Source organism: Prevotella marseillensis (genome assembly GCF_900625065.1).
In the GTDB taxonomy this organism is placed as follows: Bacteria; Bacteroidota; Bacteroidia; order Bacteroidales; family Bacteroidaceae; genus Prevotella; species Prevotella rara.
Genome location: NZ_UYXY01000001.1, coordinates 900,307 through 923,209, shown reverse-complemented (window position 1 = coordinate 923,209; position 22,903 = coordinate 900,307). Strand labels below are relative to the sequence as shown.

General features: G+C 38.6%; 15 protein-coding genes. 6 read left to right on the top strand and 9 right to left on the bottom strand.

Annotated features, from left to right (window positions below; genetic code table 11):
- Positions 1–43: 43 nt before the first annotated feature.
- Genes lptC through EJL04_RS03890 form a run of 3 tightly spaced genes read right to left on the bottom strand, consistent with a single transcriptional unit; the run spans position 44 to position 2,734 of the window.
- Entirely contained in the window at positions 44–709 is a 666-nt protein-coding gene (lptC, locus tag EJL04_RS03900) for an LPS export ABC transporter periplasmic protein LptC (RefSeq protein ID WP_125104116.1), read from the bottom strand.
- A complete protein-coding gene (gene bamG, locus EJL04_RS03895) occupies positions 709–2,010 on the bottom strand; it encodes a BamG family beta-barrel-assembly machinery protein (protein ID WP_420899290.1) in 1,302 nt (433 codons plus the stop codon). The genes lptC and bamG overlap by 1 nt, the downstream gene beginning before the upstream one ends.
- Entirely contained in the window at positions 1,997–2,734 is a 738-nt protein-coding gene (locus EJL04_RS03890; RefSeq protein WP_125104115.1) for a type III pantothenate kinase, read from the bottom strand. Before EJL04_RS03890 ends, bamG begins: the two co-directional genes overlap by 14 nt.
- 61 nt (positions 2,735–2,795) lie before the next feature.
- Between EJL04_RS03890 and EJL04_RS03885 the strand changes: the two genes are divergently transcribed.
- From EJL04_RS03885 to secA, 3 genes are all read left to right on the top strand, one after another.
- Positions 2,796–4,025 (top strand): Lnb N-terminal periplasmic domain-containing protein, encoded by a 1,230-nt coding sequence (locus EJL04_RS03885; protein WP_241209933.1) that lies wholly within the window; start codon positions 2,796–2,798, stop codon positions 4,023–4,025.
- Entirely contained in the window at positions 4,015–5,448 is a 1,434-nt protein-coding gene (locus EJL04_RS03880; protein ID WP_206429365.1) for an alkaline phosphatase family protein, read from the top strand. Before EJL04_RS03885 ends, EJL04_RS03880 begins: the two co-directional genes overlap by 11 nt.
- Positions 5,449–5,542: 94 nt before the next feature.
- Positions 5,543–8,920: a preprotein translocase subunit SecA gene (gene secA, locus EJL04_RS03875; RefSeq protein WP_125104114.1), complete on the top strand. Its 3,378-nt coding sequence runs from the start codon at positions 5,543–5,545 to the stop codon at positions 8,918–8,920.
- Positions 8,921–9,147: 227 nt separating this feature from the next.
- On the opposite strand, the gene EJL04_RS03870 is transcribed toward secA, so the two are convergent.
- On the bottom strand, positions 9,148–10,722 hold the full coding sequence (locus EJL04_RS03870) for an NAD(P)/FAD-dependent oxidoreductase (protein WP_125104113.1): 1,575 nt from the start codon (positions 10,720–10,722) through the stop codon (positions 9,148–9,150).
- Between the two features lie 10 nt (positions 10,723–10,732).
- Entirely contained in the window at positions 10,733–11,896 is a 1,164-nt protein-coding gene (locus tag EJL04_RS03865) for a dienelactone hydrolase family protein (RefSeq protein ID WP_125104112.1), read from the bottom strand.
- Positions 11,897–12,037: 141 nt separating this feature from the next.
- Between EJL04_RS03865 and thrA the strand changes: the two genes are divergently transcribed.
- From thrA to thrC, 3 genes are read left to right on the top strand one after another with little or no spacing between them, the layout of a single operon-like run.
- The gene (gene thrA, locus EJL04_RS03860) at positions 12,038–14,476 is read left to right on the top strand and encodes a bifunctional aspartate kinase/homoserine dehydrogenase I (protein ID WP_125104111.1); all 2,439 of its coding nucleotides are present in this window, start codon (positions 12,038–12,040) and stop codon (positions 14,474–14,476) included.
- A 20-nt stretch (positions 14,477–14,496) separates the two neighbouring features.
- Positions 14,497–15,741 (top strand): cofactor-independent phosphoglycerate mutase, encoded by a 1,245-nt coding sequence (locus EJL04_RS03855; protein WP_125104110.1) that lies wholly within the window; start codon positions 14,497–14,499, stop codon positions 15,739–15,741.
- Between the two features lie 24 nt (positions 15,742–15,765).
- A complete protein-coding gene (thrC, locus tag EJL04_RS03850; protein WP_125104109.1) occupies positions 15,766–17,070 on the top strand; it encodes a threonine synthase in 1,305 nt (434 codons plus the stop codon).
- A gap of 848 nt (positions 17,071–17,918) precedes the next feature.
- On the opposite strand, the gene EJL04_RS03845 is transcribed toward thrC, so the two are convergent.
- From EJL04_RS03845 to EJL04_RS03830, 4 genes are read right to left on the bottom strand one after another with little or no spacing between them, the layout of a single operon-like run.
- Positions 17,919–19,859 carry an NAD(+) synthase gene (locus tag EJL04_RS03845; RefSeq protein WP_125104108.1) on the bottom strand — a complete coding sequence of 647 codons (1,941 nt, stop codon included), beginning with the start codon at positions 19,857–19,859 and terminating at the stop codon, positions 17,919–17,921.
- Positions 19,860–19,879: 20 nt separating this feature from the next.
- Entirely contained in the window at positions 19,880–20,944 is a 1,065-nt protein-coding gene (locus EJL04_RS03840; RefSeq protein WP_021854936.1) for a DUF2027 domain-containing protein, read from the bottom strand.
- 20 nt (positions 20,945–20,964) lie between these two features.
- Positions 20,965–22,179, bottom strand: coding sequence for an S-adenosylmethionine:tRNA ribosyltransferase-isomerase (locus EJL04_RS03835; RefSeq protein WP_125104107.1), 1,215 nt, complete (start codon positions 22,177–22,179; stop codon positions 20,965–20,967).
- 14 nt (positions 22,180–22,193) lie between these two features.
- Positions 22,194–22,880: a phosphatase PAP2 family protein gene (locus EJL04_RS03830; protein WP_021854938.1), complete on the bottom strand. Its 687-nt coding sequence runs from the start codon at positions 22,878–22,880 to the stop codon at positions 22,194–22,196.
- Positions 22,881–22,903 lie beyond the last annotated feature (23 nt).

Genomic DNA, 22,903 nt, shown 5'->3' with positions numbered 1-22,903 from the left:
CGTATCAAATTTACGAAACGTTTAAAATTAGTTTTATTTAACATTAAATTTCTTTATGCACTGTTTTGGCCGAAGGAGTTGTAGGCAATCGTTTCTTTGCCTTAACAGTATCCGGCGCTGTTAAAATAGTATCATTATCTGTATTTTCGCCAAATTTACCTTTGACGAAAGATCCCTTTGTATTAGATATTGTATAATGTCTTAAATGCTCATCACTCAAGAAATAAGTGCCCTGCATCTCTCGGTCTGGAGTAATAAGATGAGAAAATTTATGACTATACAGCTCATGGCTGTTCTGATCCCAAAACAATTCCTCACTTGAAAAGCGCATGCCTTCAACTGTTCTTACGCGAACACGCCCCCTCAGCTCCCAAATCTTTGACTGATCATAATAATATGCGGTATCGCTTTGAATATAGGCTTCAACATGGAACTTCTCATCAAACTGCTCCAAGAAAAGACCTTTATCAAAAATCCATCTAGATGGTTTTTTCTCTTGATTTACCTCCCAACGTTCAGCAACAATACGGTATTTAATTAAGCCTGAATCTGAAACCAATGTATTAACACCATAAGAAATCATTACGGCAACAGAATCACGAGGATTTATTGCTGGCGCAATGTGTTCTTTTCCCTCCTGGCAAGAAAGGAAAAGAAACACAAACACTATGAATATATAGGATTTCAATGTCTGCTTAAATAAAAACATTAATCAACTTTCCACTTCATGAACCAACGTTCATTAAACGTTATTCCTATATTAATACGAAAAGTATTCTCTGTCAACAGGCCATCTGCTGATGAATGAACCCATTGTCCGGAAACATTAAGAATAGACCTGTTATTATAGCTATTGATAATTGGAATACCGAATCCTGCACTTACGCTTATTTCCCTAGGTCCATCCTGACCGTTCACTTTATAATAAGGTGTTGAATATGAGACGCCTGCTCTAAAACGAACTCTATCAATAAAATCACGACTCATTTCATTATTACAGAATTCTCCTCCTACAGTAACTTTATATCTGTCTTTATAATAATTGTCAACTAATTCATAAGACGGAACATCATTAACGACATTGTATACCGGATACTTTACTCCACCCCACTTTTGAAGAGTGAAATCAGAACCAAGTTTCAACTTATTCTTATAATTCCACATAAAACCGGCACCGAATGACATCGGAATTTCCAAACCATTATCCACTCTAAACGATGTAGTATCTGCGACAGAAGTCGATGAGTTTGTTGAAATAATCAGACATTCCGGATCTGAATTCAACTTATGGCCAAGTCCATAAGTCAAACCCAACGTCAATGAATTATTCTTATTCAAATTAACTGAATATTGGAGTCCAAAGTCCAACTTATAACTATTTACAGTTGCCGTATAATATTTTGACAAAGTATTCACCCAACTGTCACTATAGCTGTTAACAACAGAGCGTTTTAAGTCACCCCAAATATATGAGACATTAGCACCAATTGACAATCCTTTTAGGAATTCCCAACCAGCTCCAAAATACACTTGATGGATACCGCCACTGCCTGAATAAGTATTTGTATAAGTGGTACTTCTGTCACCATCAAGATAATCAGTAACAGAATAATTATATCCTATATTAGTGAACGGTATTAATCCAAAACTCACACCAACATGCTTAAATGCCCTAAATCCGGCAACAGCATACTCAAAATCAGCATTATTAGCATTGACTTTAGTTCCATTCTCACTGAAATTTGTTATCTGACCAGACATGCCTGCATCAAAAATAAATGTCAGCGAATCCATTGAAGAATATGACGCCGGATTTATATAATTAACTTGATTATGCTCTCTAAATCCCAAACCCAATCCGTTCATACCTCGATTAAAACCGCTAGTCTGCTCACTTAACTGTCCTAATCCATACTGGCTATAAGGAGAATTAGTTCCACTTTGAGCGAATGTCGGAATTACACAAAGCGACAATAATGTTGCGCTTAACGCCGTTCTATACAATTTCATTGTTATATTCTAATATTCTGTTAAGTCCAATGGGGACAATAAAATCATTTGCAAAGATGGGCATTTTTTCTGAAAAATGCAAATTCAAATGAACGCCACCAGTTAAATAAACAAAAAGATCCGGATATTTTTCTAAAAAGGCTCTTACGTAACCTTCTATTTCATATTTAATACCTTGAACGACACCACTTCTTATCGCATATTCCGTAGTGTCACCCAGCATCTTCACGCAACCTTTTCGCTCAATTAACGGCAATTTTGCCGTATGTTCATGAAGTGCATAAAAACGCATTGTAGGTCCCAAGGAAATATTACCGCCCTCATAAACGCCTTCAGCCGTAACAAAATCAAATGTTATACACGTGCCGACATCTATGACGAGGACATTGCAATCTGGTCGTAAATAATTAGCACCGACAACTGCGGCCAAACGATCCGCACCTAACGTTGAAGGAGTAGCATAGCGATTAACAATTGGAACAGGAGTTTTACCGCTTATTAATTTGATTACAGGAAACGGCAAATTTTCAAATGCCGACACCAAATCGTCATCAAGACTCGCTACTGTAGAATATATACCTTTATTAAAATGGTATTTATTACAAAAATCAGTCAGTCTATATATTGCATCGCTTTTATCAACACGAACACATTCAATGATATGTCCATCATTGAAGCATGCGAATTTCACACACGTGTTTCCTATATCTATAATCAGATTCACTTGACTGTTTTAAATTACAGCGTGCAAAATTATTAAAAAAATTGGAATAATAGTATGTTAAATGAGAAATATGAATTATTTTTGCATCGTGAAACGTTTCAAAACATTTATAATTCTGACCATAATATGCCTTATTTCGCTAAATACAAACGAAATAAGTGCCAGTAATAGCGTGCAGTCTCTAACAACAGACGAAGATTCGATAGAGATAAGTTTGTTGACCTGTGCACCAGGGCAAGAGGTCTATAGCCTTTACGGGCATACAGCCATCAGATACAACGACAAAAAGAAGGGAATTGATATTGCCATCAATTATGGCATGTTTTCATTCAAAGCCCCCTTTTTTATTCTAAGATTCATCTTCGGATTGACTGATTATGAAATGGGTATTATTCCATTTGATGCCTTTTGTGAAGAATACAGATATGAGAACAGAAGTGTCACACAACAAGTTCTCAATCTCACAGCTAAAGAAAAAAAGGAGATAATTAAAGCTATCGAAAAAAATTATTTACCTGAGAACAGAGTATACAGATATAACTACTTTTATGATAATTGTACCACACGCGCCCGCAACATCTTGCTTGACAACATTGACGGAGAAGTATGTTATCCTAATAAAAAGGAGTCATATCCGTCATTCAGAGATTTAATACATTCATTTAATGATAATGACCCATGGGCAAGATTTGGCAATGACATTTTACTTGGCGCAAAAGCAGACAGAAAGACCAATCTAAATGAATACCAATTCTTACCGTATAATTTAATGTATGACTTCGAGAAAGCCACTATAAAAGACAAAAATGGCATTACTCGCCCTTTAATTCTATCCCAGCATGATGTAGTAAAGTGTCAGACAAGCATAAATAATGAAAAAGGATTTCCACTACGACCCAGCACTTGTGCATGGATATTCCTTGGATGCATAATAATAACTACGATCATTGAAATATGCTTTAAAAAGAATTTTTGGTTTTTTGACGCACTTTTAATTTTTATATATGGTTGTATAGGTTTGATACTATTAATGATGTTTTTCTCAAAGCATCCTACAACAAGTACAAATCTGCAAATATTTTTATTTAATCCTCTGTCGCTATTTTATATATACAATATTGTAAAACGTAATAGGACAAATCTTCTTTGGTACTATCTCTCAGGATCAATCGCATGCTTCTTTATCGGAGGGCTGTTTCAGGACTACGCTGAGGGCACGTACATTTTGGCATTATCTTTGCTGATAAGATGCATATATAACATTATTCGTAAAAAGAACAATGATAAATAAATACATTACAGCAACATTCTTAGCAGTTGCATCAATAGGAAACATAAGCTCACAAAATGTAAGACCTGTTCCTAAATTGGTTGTAAATATAGCCATAGACCAATTAAGGACAGATTACATTGAAGCTTTTATTCCGTACTATAGCGAAGGAGGAATAAAGAAACTCCTAAGAAATGGTGCTGTATACAGCAATGCACAATATATGTTTTCTCCAGTGGACCGTGCATCATCAATTGCTTCAATTTCCACTGGCACATCTCCATCATCCAATGGAATAACAGGATTCAGATGGTTAAACAAAAACACTTTGATTCCCGTAAATTGTGTTGATGACAATAGTTATGAAGGTATCTTCACAAAAGAAGGAGCATCTCCAAAAAATATCATTACCACGACCATAAATGACGAACTTAAAATCGCAACTGAAGGTGACGCCATTGTATATAGTATAGCTCTAGAGCGTGATGCTGCAGTTATCGGAGGTGGTCATGCTGCAGATGGAGCATTATGGTTCAATAAAGACAACAAATGCTGGTGTTCATCTAAATATTATTTCAAAAAAGCTCCAAGCTGGTTAGAATCTTATAATTTACTTTACGCGAATAATTTCACTGAAGACAATGTAAATGCAAATATTACAAATGTTGCATTAGAATGCGTGAATTCCTGTGGAATGGGAACTGATGACATCACAGATATGCTGTCATTAACATACAGCGTGAAGATTCCAGTAAAAAAAATAAACAAGCAACAATTACAAAACACATATATACAACTTGATAAAGAACTTGAAAAGTTAATATCAAAACTCGAAAGCAAAATAGGTATTAATAATCTTTTATTTGTCGTAACAGGTACAGGATATTGCGATGAAAAAGAAATTAATTACGAAAAATACAGAATACCTAGTGGTACTTTCTATATAAACAGAACAGCCAACTTACTTAATATGTATCTTGGCGCAATATACGGACAGGACAAATATATTGAAAGCTGTTTCTACAATCAGATATTCTTAAATTTAAGACAAATTGAGCTGAAGCGTATAAATATAAGTGATCTGTTAAGCCGTGCTCAATCTTTCTTGATACAAAATTCAGGAATAAAGAATGTGTTTACCAGTAATGACTTGATGCTATATGGCGACAAGAATGATTCAAAACTACGTAACTGGTACAACCCTGACAATTGTGGAGATTTAATAATTGAAGTTTCACCAGGCTGGAAACTCCTAAATGAAGATACAAAACAGCAATATGTTTCTAAAGGGAATGCAATTCCTTTTCCTGTAATTTTTTACGGGACAGGAATAAAGCATGAGGAGTTAATTACACCTGTAACAATAGACAGAATAGCTCCTACAATAGCAAAAATAATTAGGATTAGAGCCCCAAATGCATGTTCAGCATTGCCTTTATATTAAATAAAGCTAAAAATAATATAGTTTTTTTACAATAAATTTGTACTTTTGTACACAAATACTCACAATTCATAAAAGAAAATAAAATATTATAGATATGGGTTTTAATAATTTTTTAAAGTCATTGTTCGGTGATAAATCGTCAAGAGACATGAAACTGATACAGCCATTAGTTGAGAAAGTCAAGGCGGCATATCCTGAAATTAAAGCACTTGATAATGACTCTTTGCGTGCCCGCACAAAGGAAATTCAAAAGTATGTTCAAGAATCTGCTCAAGATCAAAAGAAACAGATTGCTGAACTGAAGGCAAAAATCGAAGAAACACCTATTGATGAGCGTGAAGATATATTCGCTCAAATCGATAAGCTTGAAAAAGAGGTGCTTGAAATTTATGAAAAAGCCCTCAATGAAGTTATGCCGGTAGCGTTTAGCATCATAAAAGATACAGCCCGCAGATTTGCAGAAAACGAGGAAGTAGTTGTTACAGCAAATGACTTCGATAGAGAACTTGCCATTAGAAAAGATTTCGTTAGGATTGAAGGAGACAAAGCTATCTACAGTAATCACTGGATGGCCGGCGGTAACGATATGAAATGGGATATGGTTCATTATGACGTCCAACTTTTTGGTGGTGTCGTATTGCATCAGGGAAAGATTGCGGAAATGGCAACAGGTGAAGGAAAAACACTCGTTGCAACATTGCCTGTATTCTTGAATGCTCTTACCGGAAACGGTGTACATGTCGTTACAGTAAATGATTACCTTGCAAAACGTGACTCTGAGTGGATGGGACCGCTCTATGAGTTCAACGGATTATCTGTTGACTGTATTGACAAACACAGACCCAATACACCTGAAAGAAGAAAAGCATACCAAGCAGACATTACATTTGGTACAAATAACGAGTTTGGTTTCGACTATCTTCGTGACAATATGGCAATATCGCCCTCAGATCTTGTTCAACGAGCTCACAACTATGCAATTGTCGATGAGGTTGACTCTGTGTTAATTGACGATGCACGTACACCTCTTATTATATCAGGTCCTGTGCCAAATGGTGATGACCAGATGTTTGAAGAATATCAGCCATTGGTTGAACGTCTTGTTGATGTTCAAAGGAAATTGGCCACACAATTCTTGGCTGAGGCTAAACAAAAAATAAACGAAGGCCGTGAGAAAAACGACCAAAAACTTCAAGAAGAAGGTTTCTTGAGTCTGTACCGCTCTCACAAAGCATTACCGAAGAACAAGCCATTAATCAAATACCTTTCAGAAGAAGGTATAAAGGCTGGTATGCTCAAAACGGAAGAGTATTACATGGAAAATAACAACCGTCGCATGCCTGAAGCCGTTGAACCTTTATATTTTGTTGTTGAGGAAAAATTAAATTCTGTTGATTTGACAGACAAAGGAACAGAATGGCTGGCAAAACAGGTAAATGACAAAGAGTTGTTTGTGTTGCCGGATATTACAGCACAGCTTTCTGCATTGGAAAATGAAAAAGAACTTGATGATCAACAGAAACTTGATAAGAAAGACCAACTTCTGAATCATTATGCCGTTCAAAGTGAGCGTGTGCATACGTTACAGCAACTTCTGAAGGCCTATACCATGTTCAATAAAGATGACGAATATGTTGTCATGGACGGTGAAGTTAAAATCGTCGATGAGCAAACTGGTCGTATCATGGAAGGAAGACAATGGAGCGATGGTCTACACCAAGCTATAGAGGCAAAGGAGCACGTAAAAGTAAAAGAAGCGACACAAACATTTGCAACAATAACTCTTCAGAACTACTTCCGTATGTATCATAAGCTCTCTGGTATGACGGGTACGGCAAGTACAGAAGCAGGAGAACTTTGGGATATTTATAAACTCGATGTTGTTGAGATTCCAACAAACAAGCCAGTCATAAGAAACGACATGGACGACCGAGTTTATAAAACAGCCAGAGAAAAATATAACGCCGTTATAGAGGAAATTGAAGCAATGCGAAATTCTGGTCGCCCATGCTTGGTTGGTACAACATCTGTAGAAATATCAGAACTGTTAAGCAAGATGTTGCAGATGCGCCACATTCCTCACAATGTGTTGAACGCAAAGCTTCATCAACGAGAAGCTAATATCGTAGCAGAAGCAGGACGTAGTACATTAGGAAAGGTCACTGTTACAGATTCTGACGGAAATCAACATGTTGAAGAAAGATTACTTGGAGCCGTTACTATCGCAACGAATATGGCTGGACGTGGTACCGATATTAAGTTGTCTCCAGAAGTAAAGGCTGCTGGAGGTTTGGCTATCATTGGTACAGAACGTCACGAAAGCCGACGCGTTGACCGACAGCTTCGTGGACGTGCAGGTCGTCAGGGAGACCCGGGTAGCTCAGTATTCTACGTAAGCCTTGAGGATAAGCTTATGCGATTATTTGCAAGTGAAAGAATCGCACGAGTTATGGACCGCCTCGGCTTTAAAGATGGAGAGCGTATTGAAAGTCCGATGATTACCAAAAATATCGAAAGAGCACAAAAGAAAGTTGAAGAGAACAACTTCGGTATTCGTAAACGTCTGCTTGAATACGACGATGTCATGAACAAACAAAGAACTGTCGTATATGAGAAGCGTCGCCATGCACTCATGGGTGAAAGAATCGGAATGGATATTACGAACATCATCTGGGATCGCGTTGTAAACATCATTGAAAAGAACGATTATGAAGGCTGCAAAGATGAGTTCCTCAAAATACTATCAATGGAATGTCCGTTTACTGTGGAGGAATTCACCAACGATAGCCATGACAATTTGGCAGAAAGAGCATTCCAAATGGCAATGGCAGACTTCAAACGTAAAACTGAGCGCATTCAAAGCGTAGGATGGCCTGTCATTAAGGATGTTTACGAAAACCAAGGTGACAGATATGAACGTATAATGGTTCCTATTACTGACGGTAAACGAATTTTCAATATTCCATGTAACTTAAAGGAAGCATACGATACTGAATGCAAGAGTGTCGTAAAACAATTCGAGAAAACTATCCTGTTACATATTATTGATGATTGCTGGAAAGAGAACCTACGCGCATTGGACGAATTGAAGCATAGCGTACAAAATGCTTCATATGAACAAAAAGATCCGCTGGTTATCTTCAAATTAGAGAGTGTTAAACTGTTCGATGATATGGTAGACCAAATGAATAACCGAATCGTCGGAATTCTTATGAGAGGACAAATACCAGAAATGCAACAAGAAGAGGTACACGAAGCAGCTCCGGAGCAAAGAAGTCAACGCTATACTGAACAAAAAGACGACATGACAGATCCGGCACAACAGGCAGCAGCACAACAAGATACAAGAGAAAGTGCAGAGCCTAGAAGACAGATGCCTATTCATAAAGATAAACTGCCGGGACGAAATGATCCATGTCCATGCGGAAGCGGTAAAAAATTCAAGAACTGCCACGGCAAAGGACTTGTATAAATATCTATAAGGTTGATTATTATAACCAAATAAAAGCAATTCACCCAAGAAGACGTTCAAAAACGTAATCTTGGGTGAATTATTTTTATAAAATATCCTATAAATCTATCTTCTTAGCCAATTCAAATCGTTATTCATACAAAAAGCAAATCTGCATAAAAACAGTCCCAATAAATAATGCTGTCAATATGACATACGGATTAACATGAATCCATTCGAACATTTTATTAGTTCTGCATATTAAGATATTGCTTAACTGCATCAGCACAACGTTCGCCGTCGATTCCAGCAGAAACTATTCCTCCTGCATATCCGGCACCTTCACCACATGGGAAAAAGCCTTGAATACGCACATGTTGCAATGTTTCCGGGTTACGCATGATTCTCACTGGTGAAGAAGTTCGTGTTTCTGTGGCAATAAGCACAGCTTCATTGGTAAGGAAACCATGACTTATCCTTCCAAAGGTTTCAAATCCTTGTTTTAGTCTTCCCGCAATTATCTTTGGCATCCAAAAATGTAAAGGACTAGAGATTAGTCCAGGTGCATAAGAACTCTTAGGCAAATCATAACTGAGTTTAGAGCATGTAAAATCAACCATTCGCTGAGCCGGGGCTGTCTGCCTCATATTGCCTTGCTGCCAACACATCTTCTCTAAATTCTCTTGAAAGCGCATCATGCACAAGGCATCACGCTCTCCTTCAATATCTTCAGGATGAATTTCAACAACCATTCCGCTATTTGACCATTTAGAAGAACGATTACTCGGGCTCATGCCATTTACAACAATCTGTTCCTTTCCTGTCGCAGCAGGAATTACAAAGCCACCAGGACACATACAGAATGAATAAACGCCACGCCCATCAACCTGAGTGACAAAATTATATTCCGCTGCAGGCAGATATTTTCCACGTCCGTTCTTGTTATGATATTGGATTTGATCAATAAGTTCGGCCGGATGCTCAAGCCTCACACCAACAGCAAGTCCCTTGGCTTCAATTTCTATTCCAGACTTATATAGATACTCATAAATGTCCCTTGATGAATGTCCTGTAGCCAAAATCACGGGTCCTTTAAAGACTAATTCATTACCACTTTTAAGATCTACAGCCTCGACACCCAATGCCTTATCATTTTCAACAATAATTCCTGTTGCCTTTGTTTGAAAATGAACTTCTCCACCATACTTTAATATTGTATTTCGCATATTTTCTATAACACGCGGAAGTTTGTCTGTTCCTATATGCGGATGAGCATCGGCTAAAATTGCAAGAGGAGCTCCATGCTGACAAAAGACATTTAATATTTTACTTATATTACCCCTCTTCTTACTTCTTGTATATAGTTTTCCATCAGAATAAGCACCGGCACCCCCTTCACCAAAACAATAATTGCTTTCATTATCAACCTTATGAGTTCGTGAAATGGCAGCAAGGTCTTTTTTACGTTCATGAACATCTTTACCACGTTCTATAACAATAGGACGCAATCCATGTTCTATAAGACGCAAAGAAGCGAAAAGCCCACCAGGACCTTCTCCAACAACAACAACCGAAGGAGCTGAAGAAACATCTTTATACTCTACATGCTCAAAAACATCATCCTCAGGCTCTTCGTTAATATAAACTCTTACTTTCAAATTAATAAAGATAGTACGCTGACGGGCATCAATACTACGTTTAAGCACTCTGACATGCTTTATTGTTCTCGCATCAATAGCTTTTTCACGTGATATATATTCTTTTATTGTTGCTTCATTGAAAGCCTGTTGAGGCAGCACACGTAATTGATATTCACTTATCATATTCAAAATATTATTTCAAAAATTTATTCATAAAGTCAAGAACACTCTTCTGTTCTTCTATGCCACATGAGTGGGTTATATCCCTTAACTCTGTCACCAGTCTGTCTCCGGCCTTCTGACTATTCCACACATCATGCATAATTGCATAAGCCTTTTTGACTCCAGGTACAGGAAATAGCTTATCGTTCAATCCGTTAATAAAAAACATAGGTTTAGGACAAGCTATACTAGCAATATGAGGATAATCAAGATACTGCCGTAATGAAGGAATACAGTTAGCAAACCCTCCATTTTCCTTACGTCCGTACTTCCATGTCATCTGCACATCGGTTGTCACCATCCAACAAACAGATGCACATGCGGCAATTTTTTCAGACAAAGCCGCAAGCATCCACGCTCTGTAAGCTCCCATAGAAAATCCAATACACCCGATTCTGTCTGAATCAACCACATTGAGACTTGCAAGAAAATCTGTTGATGCGATATCATCATATGTCATAAATGCGCATAGATTTCTTCCGTACATCATCATGTTACCTGCAATAATATCATATTTTTTTCGGTCAACACCTTCCGCTCTACCGCGTTCTCCCCATAAAGGGGCATCAGTAGAAAACACGACATAGCCATTTTTTGCCAGATAATCGCCAAAGAATTGTCCGCCGTATAACTTATCACACCACTGACGTGCATCTGCAATAACAGTAGAATCTTCATCAAACGGCATTATCATCTTTTCTTTGCCAATAAACAAATGCGCCCCATGATCATGCAAAAGATTTATAGCAGGAAACGGCCCTTTACCATCAGGAATCAACAAATAAGCTTTCACACGATAATAATCAGAAAGATTGAATTCAATCTTACGGGCAACATATCCGTCTCTATGCTCTTCTGAAAGTATCTTTATATCATAACTTTTTGCTGCCGTTGGCGGTGTCATCATACATTCAAACACCTTTTTACGTGCTGTATCTTTCCATTTACCAAAATCTGTTTCATTACAATTGCCCCATGCCAGTGGATACTTCAAGTCTGCAAGCAATTTATCAGCGTATACTGGAAAATCCTTATAAAATTCATAAGACTTTCTCTTCTGACCGTTTACATATACAAAAGATACAGCCAAAACGAGGACAAGCAGCAACGTCCGTTTATATATAACCTGTAACATAATATTCCAATTTTGTGCAAAAATAGCAATTTATTATGTAAAATAATTGCCACAAACAAGAAATCTTGCTAAATTTGTGACCAATTTAACAGAGCGTAAACCCTATTTGTCAGAGGGGCTCAACTAAATAAAAGAGATAAAATGAAAGTATTAAAGTTTGGAGGAACGTCCGTAGGTTCCGTTAAAAGCATTATGTGCTTAAAGAGGATTGTTGAAAAAGAAGCAAAAAAACAATCAGTAATAATTGTTGTCAGCGCATTGGGAGGCATCACGGACAAGCTTTTGTCTACTGCTCAAATGGCACTGAATGGAGATGAATCATATAAGAGAGAATTTGATGCCATGGTGAACCGCCATCATCAGATGATTGACACTATAATAACAGACACAACCAAGCGTGAGAATCTTTTTAATACCGTAGATGCTCTTTTTGAACAATTAAAGAGTATCTATTATGGCGTATATCTGATACACGACCTCAGTGAAAAGACACAAAACGCAATTGTAAGTTACGGTGAACGGCTTAGTTCAAACATTGTAGCAACACTGATAAAAAACGCATGCTGGTTTGATGCACGCGACTTTATCAAAACTGAACATAAGAAGAATGGTAAACACGTTCTTGACAGTGAGCTGACAAACTCTTTAGTATGCGAAACATTCAAGGAATTGCCACGAATATCTGTTGTACCAGGCTTCATAAGTAAAGACAAGAATACCGACGAAACGACCAACCTAGGAAGAGGCGGAAGTGACTACACCGCGGCAATCATTGCTGCGGCATTAGATGCTGAGGTACTTGAGATTTGGACTGATGTTGATGGTTTCATGACAGCAGACCCTCGCATAATACAAACTGCATATACCATAAATGAGCTCAGCTATATTGAAGCAATGGAGTTATGCAACTTCGGAGCGAAAGTAATTTATCCTCCGACGATTTATCCGGTATGCATAAAGAACATACCAATAAGGGTAAAGAACACTTTCAATCCGAAAAATCCTGGCACCATAATAAAAAAAGAAATAAACAATGATACTAAAGCCATAAAAGGTATTTCAAGCATCAGTGGTACGGCATTAATTACCGTCACCGGTTTATCTATGGTCGGCGTAATCGGTGTAAACCGAAGAATATTCACTGCATTGGCAAATAATGGCATATCTGTATTTATGGTAAGCCAGGCTTCATCTGAAAATTCAACCTCTATCGGTATGAAAGAGTCTGACTCTGAAGCTGCGGTAAACGTACTTAACGAAGAATTTGCCAAAGAGATTGAAACAGGAGCCATGTTCCCGATGCGTGCAGAGAAAGGACTTGCAACAATTGCCGTTGTCGGTGAAAACATGAAACATGTTCCCGGCATAGCAGGCAAGCTGTTTGGAACACTTGGACGAAGCGGTATAAGCGTCATCGCATGTGCCCAGGGCGCATCTGAGACAAACATTTCGTTCGTTATCAACGGCATGTATCTACGCAAATCACTCAATGTTCTCCATGATTCGTTCTTCCTTTCTGAATACAACGTACTTAACCTTTTTATATGCGGTGTTGGCACAGTTGGCAGCAAACTTATAGAACAAATACGCTCACAACATGATGAACTGAAACAAAACAGGCGCCTGCAATTAAATGTTGTCGGCATCGCAAGCAGCCACAATGCAATATTCGACCGCGAAGGCATTGACCTCGACACATATAAAGAACAGCTTGTACAATCAGAGATTACCGACACCGAGACACTACGCAGAGAGGTTATTGGCATGAATATATTTAACAGCGTATTCGTAGACTGTACTGCCAGCAAAGATGTGTCGGCTTTATATCAGGATTTTCTTGAGCACAACATCTCTGTTATTGCAGCAAACAAGATAGCAGCCTCATCTGATTATGAAAGTTATATAAGACTTAAACAGACAGCCCTTGCCAAAGGTGTTAAATTCAGATTTGAGACAAATGTGGGAGCAGGGCTTCCTATCATCGGAACAATAAACGACCTGCGCAACTCTGGTGACAAAATTCTGAAAATAGAAGCCGTATTAAGCGGAACGCTAAACTTCATATTCAACGAACTGTCTGAAAATGTTCCGTTCTCAGAAGCTGTCAGACGTGCAAAAGAACAAGGCTATAGCGAACCAGACCCCAGAATAGACTTAAGCGGAATAGATGTCATACGCAAACTCATCATCCTGACACGAGAAGCCGGATATAAAGCCGAGCAAGATAATGTTGAGAAAAAACTCTTCATTCCAGAATCATTCTTTAATGGTTCATTGGACGATTTTTGGAAACATCTGCCTATGCTTGATGATGAGTTTGAACAGAAACGCAAACAGCTTGAAGCCCAGAACAAAAGATGGCGCTTTGTTGCAAAAATGGAAATGGGGAATACCAGCGTAGAACTCACAACAGTAGAAAAAGGACATCCTTTCTATAATCTTGAAGGGTCTAACAACATTGTGATGCTAACCACTGAACGCTATAAAGAATACCCGATGTTAATACAGGGCTACGGCGCAGGAGCAAGTGTAACGGCTGCCGGTGTGTTTGCTAACATAATGAGCATAGCAAACATTTAGTCCGTAAAAGGAGGGGCTACATGAAACATATCATCATTTTAGGCGACGGAATGGCAGATCATCCCGTCGCCAGACTTGGAGGCAAAACCCTTCTTCAATATGCCGACAAGCCTTATATGGATATGCTCGCATGCAAAGGGCGTACAGGTAGACTAATAACTATTCCTGACGGATTTCTTCCGGGCAGCGAAGTTGCCAACACTGCCATCCTAGGCTATGACCTTAATCGAGTCTATGAAGGCAGAGGACCACTAGAAGCAGCAAGCATCGGATACGACATGAGACCTGATGATTTTGCCATGAGGTGCAACATAATAACGCTTGAAAATGGTGTTATCAAAAATCATAACGGAGGGCATCTGAATACTGCAGAAGGAGAAATACTTATAAAGTATCTGAACGAACATCTCGGCAATGAGCAAATCGAATTCATTACCGGAATACAATATCGCCACCTGCTCATAATACGCGGAGGCAACAAACATATAATTTGTGCTCCACCACACGACTATCCGAACGGACAATGGAAAGGGCTTTTGGTAAAGGCAGAACCCGGATGGGAAGAAAAGCGTGACGGCAACAGAATGACAGGTAATGAAACTGCCAAGCTCATAAACAGCCTGATTGTAAAATCTCAAGAACTTTTAGAGAAACATCCTATCAATAAAGAAAGACGCATAAGCGGAAAAGACGCAGCCAACAGCATATGGCCATGGGGAGGAGGCTACCGCCCAGACATGGAAAAATTATGCTATATGTACCCTAAAATCAAGAATGGCTCGGTTATATCGGCCGTTGACCTGATTCGTGGCATAGGATTTTATGCGGGATTGAAAATAATAAAAGTAGAAGGAGCCACAGGACTTGCGGATACAAACTATGAAGGTAAGGCTGAAGCTGCGATAAAGGCGCTAAAGACGGATGACTTTGTCTTTCTGCATCTTGAAGCAAGCGACGAGGCAGGACACGACGGGGACCTCGAACTGAAACTTAAAACCATAGAGAATCTCGACAGCAAAATCATCAAACCTATTTATGAAGAAATAAAGACATGGAAAGATGCTCCTGTGCGCATGGCTATATTGCCAGACCACCCCACTCCGGTAGAAGTGCGCACTCACGTAAAAGAGCCCGTTCCGTTCATAATCTGGCATGACGGAATAACACCCGACAACGTAAAGACTTACGACGAAATGAGCTGTGCAGATGGAGGATACGGACTGCTAAGACTCAACGAGTTTATGAAAACATTCATGAAAGACTGAAAACAAACCAAAGGAAGCTGCGATATGAGATATTATAGTACAAACAAAAAATCGGAATGTGTTTCACTACGCGATGCGGTGGTAAACGGATTGGCTGAAGACCGTGGACTATACATGCCGGAAAAAATCAACAAGTTGCCTGAAGAGTTTTTCAAGGACATCGACAAAATGTCGTTTCAGGAAATATCGTATGAAGTGGCCAAAGCATTCTTTGGCGATGATGTAGAGACTGACGCATTGAAAAAGATTGTCTATGACACCCTGTCGTTCGATTGTCCTGTAAAAAATATATGCAACAATATATGGACCCTGGAACTTTTTCATGGCCCTACCCTTGCATTTAAGGATGTTGGGGCACGATTCATGGCACGCCTGCTTGAATATTTCATCAGACAAGAATCTCAACAGACAGTAAATGTACTGGTTGCCACAAGCGGCGACACTGGTTCGGCCGTGGCAAACGGTTTCCTGGGGGTTGACGGCATTCATGTTTATGTGCTGTATCCCAAAGGCAAGGTAAGCAAAATACAGGAGAGCCAATTTACAACTCTCGGAAACAACATAACAGCCATTGAGATTGACGGAGCGTTTGATGATTGTCAAAACCTTGTAAAGAACGCCTTTATGGACAAAGAGCTGAACAATAGCATGAAACTGACATCTGCCAACTCTATAAATGTGGCGAGATTCCTTCCGCAGGCATTCTACTACTTTAATGCCTACGCCAGAATGAAAGCCAACGGACTGACTGACAATCTTGTTGTATGTGTACCTAGCGGAAACTTCGGAAACATAACAGCCGGACTTTTTGCCAAAGAAATGGGTCTGCCAATATGCCGTTTTATAGCAGCAAACAATGCCAACGATATATTCTTTAACTATCTGAAGACTGGCGTTTATGAGCCGAAACCTAGCATACAGACCATTGCAAACGCAATGGATGTAGGCAATCCTAGTAACTTTGCGCGTATATATGACTTATATGAAGGCTCGCATGAAAGAATTGCATCAATGATAAGCGGAGCTACATACACAGACGAAAAAATAAGCAACGCAGTCAAACAGTGTTACAATGAAAACGGCTATATACTTGATCCGCACGGAACCTGTGGCTATCAGGCGCTAAAAGATTTACTTAACACTAATGAAACAGGAATTTTCTGTGAAACGGCTCATCCTGCAAAATTTAAGGACACAATAGAAAAAATCATCGGAACAGAAATTAAGATACCGCAACGGCTGGCAGACTTCATGAAAGGTAAAAAACAGACCGTAAATATGTCTAATGACTTCAATAGATTTAAAACGTTCTTGCTGGAACAGCAATAGAGCAATAATCTGTAGCGCTCATAAACACATAATGGATAAAAATATGCATCATAAATAAAGGTCTAAGTCTGTTTAACTTTTGGCTTAGGCCTTTATTTAAGATAAAAAAGTTTATATATTCAACGCATAACGACAACATCATAATCAAAACAGGCACTTAAATTAAAAGTGAAAGCCATCTTACACGTATACAATCTACTTTACATTTTAACAATCTTAAATTTGAAAAATCTATAAAAAATCAAGACCAGAGTTTTCTTTAATCTAGGAATCAGTTCTAAATTTACGTTAATAATATAAGTATATTCAGCCACAAATAATAACACAAATTCACATTTCAGAGCCTTTAATACGCCCAAAAACACTATTCTATATTGTAAAACCATTGGTTTTGCTGCTTAAAAGCAATGTGTTTATCTTTAAAAATCTATGGTTTTACATTCTAAAAAGCCACATTTTGCAAAAACAATATGATAAGCCCATATGCGCTGTTACCCTAATCGTCTATAAATCAAGCACATACACAAATTATAATATTTGAGCAAAATTTGCAGCAAAACATAAGAATGAAAATAAAGCACCTGCTCTCAATGCGTCAAAAACAAATAGTTTTCTATTTGAATGGTAGAAAATATTTACAAAAAAAACAATTTTGAAATGGTGTCAAAATAATATTTCTACCAACATAAAGAACTAAAAACCCACTCAAAACAAACAATAATCAATGTATGAAAAGTACCGAGAAAAAAATAAGGCGAACAGTTGCATATAGACAAACTGCACGCCTTATTTCACATAACTGACATATTCAACAACAAATTTGCCAGCTTTAATATGTCGGCCAATTCCTAAATCTGCTCACATTCTTTAAGCCATAATGCAGACGAAGCATCACTCGGCATACGCCAGTCGCCGCGCGGACTAAGACTTACGCTCCCGACTTTAGGTCCGTCAGGCAGACAAGAACGCTTAAACTGCTGATTGAAGAAACGGCGCAAAAATATTGTAAGCCATTTCTTTATCGTTTCATCATCATAGAAAGGAGCTTCAGGATTACTTCCGTCGAAAGCTTTACGTGCAAGCATAAAAATCTTTGACGGACGATAACCAAAACGTATTATATGATATAAGAAGAAATCATGAAGTTCATAAGGCCCTACAAGATCCTCCGTCTTCTGTGTTATGTTGCCAGCCTCATCGGCCGGTATAAGTTCTGGACTTATAGGAGTGTCAATTATATCCAGAAGTATGCTTCGTGTTTCATCGCGGTCTTCACTCATAGCAACAAACTTGACAAGATATTTTATCAACGTTTTAGGAACACCGGCATTCACTCCATACATACTCATATGGTCACCGTTATATGTAGCCCAGCCTAAGGCAAGCTCAGAAAGGTCGCCTGTACCTATAACCAAAGCACCTAGCTGATTGCTGAGATCCATAAGAATCTGAGTGCGCTCACGCGCCTGACTGTTCTCATAAGTAACATCATGCACGTTAATGTCATGACCAATGTCATTGAAATGTTGTTTTACTGCATCGGCAATACTGATTTCACGCAATGTGATGCCAAGACTTTTCATCAGATTTACTGCATTGTTATATGTGCGGTCTGTTGTTCCAAAGCCAGGCATAGTTACGCCTACAATACCCTTGCGCGACAATTGCAGCTTGTCAAATGTTCTTACACATACAAGCAAAGCCAATGTACTGTCGAGACCTCCGCTAATACCAACAACAACAGTCTTGCATCCTGTATGAACAAGACGTTTGGCTAATCCGGCCACTTGTATTGAGAATATCTCATCACAGCTTTTTTCCATGTCGTTAGTCTTCGGAATAAATGGATGAGGATCAACATCACGTATAAGTTCAAAGTCACGCGGCATCACAGTATGAGCATTTACGATACGCGAATCATGTCCACGCTGGGCATTTATATAAGTGCTGTTGGTGCGACGTTCGTTACGAATTTTCTCTACATCTATCTGGGTAATTATCAGCTGAGAATCAAGAGCAAAACGTTCACTTTCAGCAAGAAGCTGACCATTTTCATAAGCAATGGCATTTCCTCCGTAGACCACATCCTGAGTGCTTTCGCCAAATCCACAACCACTGTAAACATAGCCAGAAATCATACGTGCACTCTGCTGAGCCAACAGTCCCTTAAGATAGTCGTGCTTACCGATAAGCTCATCACTGGCTGAAAGATTGAATATGATGTCTGCACCAGAGAGCGCAAGATTACAGCTAGGAGGCACCGGAGCCCACACATCTTCACATATCTCCACGCCAAACATGGCTCCGTCGCATGTCCGGAACAGTGTCGGCTGAGGCGTAACCACAATCTTATTGCCTGCAAAACGAATTTCAGAAGGCTGCAAATCTTGTGACGAAGCAAACCAACGCTTTTCATAAAACTCACTATAATTAGGAAGATATGTCTTCGGAACAAGCCCAAGCAAATCGCCTTTTTGTATCACTGCAGCACAATTCAACAGCAAATCGCCAACAACTACAGGCACACCTACAATACTGATTATATCCAGCTTACGGGTGAAATCGAGCAACATGAGAACAGAAGTTTCTGCCTGCTCTAAAAGAAGTGTCTGTTTAAACAGATCCTGGCAAGTGTAACCGGTAATACAAAGTTCCGGAAAAACAATCACCTCAACACCCTTTCCTTCTGCCATGGCTATAAGACTCTCAATCTGCTGCACGTTATATGAGCAGTCGGCTACTTTAACCGAAGGTATGGCTGCCGCCACTTTAATAAATCCGTTTTGCATGTAAATCCTTTTTTGTATTATTACTTTATAGTGACCTGAGTAGCTCCATAGCCATACTCTTGAAACGAAGCATCTTGATAAGAGCAATTCTTGTAGCGGTAGTTGAGTTCGTGAATCACCGCATGACGCAACACTCCTTCACCCTTTCCGTGTATAAAAACTATCTTGACACCATGTTTGCCCATATAGCTGTCCATGGTCTTTCTGAATACATCAAGCTGATAGTTAAGTATATCTGCAGCAGACATTCCTGCAGTTGTATCAAGAAGCTCGTTAGCATGCAAGTCAACAACAACAGGTTCGTCTTTTGACTTCTTGCGCGCATTCTGAACAACAGCTCTCGGTTTGTTATCATCTGATGCCTTTCGAGCCATCTCCATTTTAAGTTTTTTTGCGTCAACTACAAGTGGACGTACGGGCTTGTCGTTCTCAATCAAAGTATAAATTAATGCAGACTGCTCAAAGAAGTCATTCTCCTGGAATGTATGCAATTTATAGAATTTTACAGTATCTATACGAAGCTGAGCATCAACAGCAGGTTTAAGCAGGAATCCTTTATCTTTCTTATATGCTACAAACTGTACGGCAACACGCTCAAGTTCATTCAACACTTCACGTCCGAATTCCTCTATAAACAACTTTGTGTTAGGTTCAACAGTTCCTTTAGAACGTAAATTCCAACTTGTACCTTCAACAGTAAGGTAAGTAAAATCAATATAATAATTGCTGTCGTTAATCAAATAAACCTCAAACTTTGTGTTAGTTATCTCTTTTATGTCAACCGGCACAAAGCCAAGATAAACAGACAACGCATCTCCACCTTTTCGCTCTTCAGGCTGTGCAGTGAAAGTTACAGGTCTGTCGGCGGGATCATAATCTTCGTCTTCATCCTTAACCGTACTGACATTCTGAACATCATGCTTTATATTATAGTCGTCATTGTCTATCACAACAACGTCAGTTATACTTGTTGGTATCTGGAAACCGTCTTCGTCCTCTACAAGAACAATATTCTTACCCTGAAAGCCGGCAACGACACCGCCTCCAACTTCACTCAAGAACCTTACTTTATCTCCTATTTTCATCGTTAATCGTTTTTATTATGTTAAGGAATCAACAAAGAACTGTCACCATAACTCAAGAACCTGAAATCATGGCTCAAGGCATAATTATATATAGTTTTCCAGTCGCCATGAACAAAAGCACTGACAAGCAAAAGTAAAGTACTTTGAGGCTGATGGAAATTGGTGACCAACATTTTTACAATCTTATACTCATAACCCGGAGCAATAATTATCTGTGTGCTTCCATGGAAAGAATTCTGTCCGTTACGGTCAAGATAGTCTACTATATTTTGCAAAGCCTCTACAGGCGACAAGTCTGTCTGTGTTTCATAAGGCTCCCACTGATCTATATGTAACTGTTCTTCTTTCAAATCCGGATTTTTGCTCAAACGCACACCTACATAATAAAGACTTTCAAGAGTTCTTACGCTTGTCGTACCAACAGCCACAGCACATGCATTGTGCTCTATTAGCTTCTTTAATGTTGATTTAAGCACGCAGATATATTCGGTATGCATGTTATGTCCGGCTATCTCTTCACTCTTTACAGGTTTAAACGTTCCGGCTCCAACATGAAGAGTAAGTTCTTCACGCTCAATACCTTTATCATCAATTGCCTTAAGTACATCTTCAGTAAAATGCAGACCGGCGGTTGGGGCTGCAACACTGCCCTTTATCTTTGAATACACTGTCTGATAAGTAACCTTGTCGCTCTCTTGAGTATCACGTTTAAGATATGGCGGTATTGGCAGTTCACCCACATTCTCAAGAATATCCGCAAATGTTATATCCTTATTATCCCACGCAAAGTCGATCCAATGACTTGTCCCATGTTCCTGACGATAAGTTGCAGTAAGCGTTACTTGTATTCCTTTTATATCAAAGACACGCTTAAGCGCCCCTTCTTTCCATTTCTTAAGATTACCGACAAGACAAAGCCAAGAACATGAGCCATTTGTCTGAAACATCTGCTCATAGTCAGCAGGTTCAGCCGGTTCTAGTAAAAAAACTTCAATAATGGCTCCTGTTTCCTTTCTGAAATGTATTCGCGCCTTGATAACTCGTGTGTTATTAAATATCATCAGCGAGCCTTTAGGCAAATAATCTGTTATATTATAAAAGACATCTTCAGAAACTTTACCTTTGTCGTATATTAAAAGTTTGCTATGGTCACGCATGGCAACAGGAAATTTTGCTATACGTGATTCTGGCAAATCATAATTAAAATCCTTAATCCTAATATGTTTTGTATCCATCTTTTTGTGAAAATCTAAAATATCAATGCTCTTATTATGGAATAAACCAATGTTAAAACTAAAACTAACACAACAATGTTGATATCAACATAGTTGTATCCAGTTGAAGAATATTGTGTGGAAATATAATTAAACCCGGGATGCATACGTAGATATGCTTTAATATATAAGAAATAAACAATCATTCCAACGATTGCTCCCCATGTAAGACCTACAATTATATCTCCAGGATAATGAAGTCCCAAGTACATTCTCGTCCAACAATTTACCAAAGACCACAATATAATTGCCACAGTAAATGTTCTATTACGTATAAGCAATGAGAAAAACATTGCTATACAGAATGTATTTGAAGCATGGGCCGAGAAGAAACCATACTGAGTATCACGCATCCCATTAACTATGTCAATTGTATATTTTACGAAAGGATCCCATGATGGCCTGTAACGTGCAACGAAAGGCTTAACAATAAAATCCGTAAGACCGTCCGACAATATTATACACAAAATAACGCTCCCGACAATAAGCATTATCTGCTTCATCGTCTCATTATTCTTTATCACAACATATAATAAAGAGAGATAAAGCGGTATCCATGTCAATCCTGACGTAAGGATTACAGCCAGATTGTCAAGAAACAATGATTCGCTTCCATTAAAAAAGGAAAGAATTTCGCGGTCTATCTCTATTAATGTCTGCATTTAATCAATTAATAACTTTATTT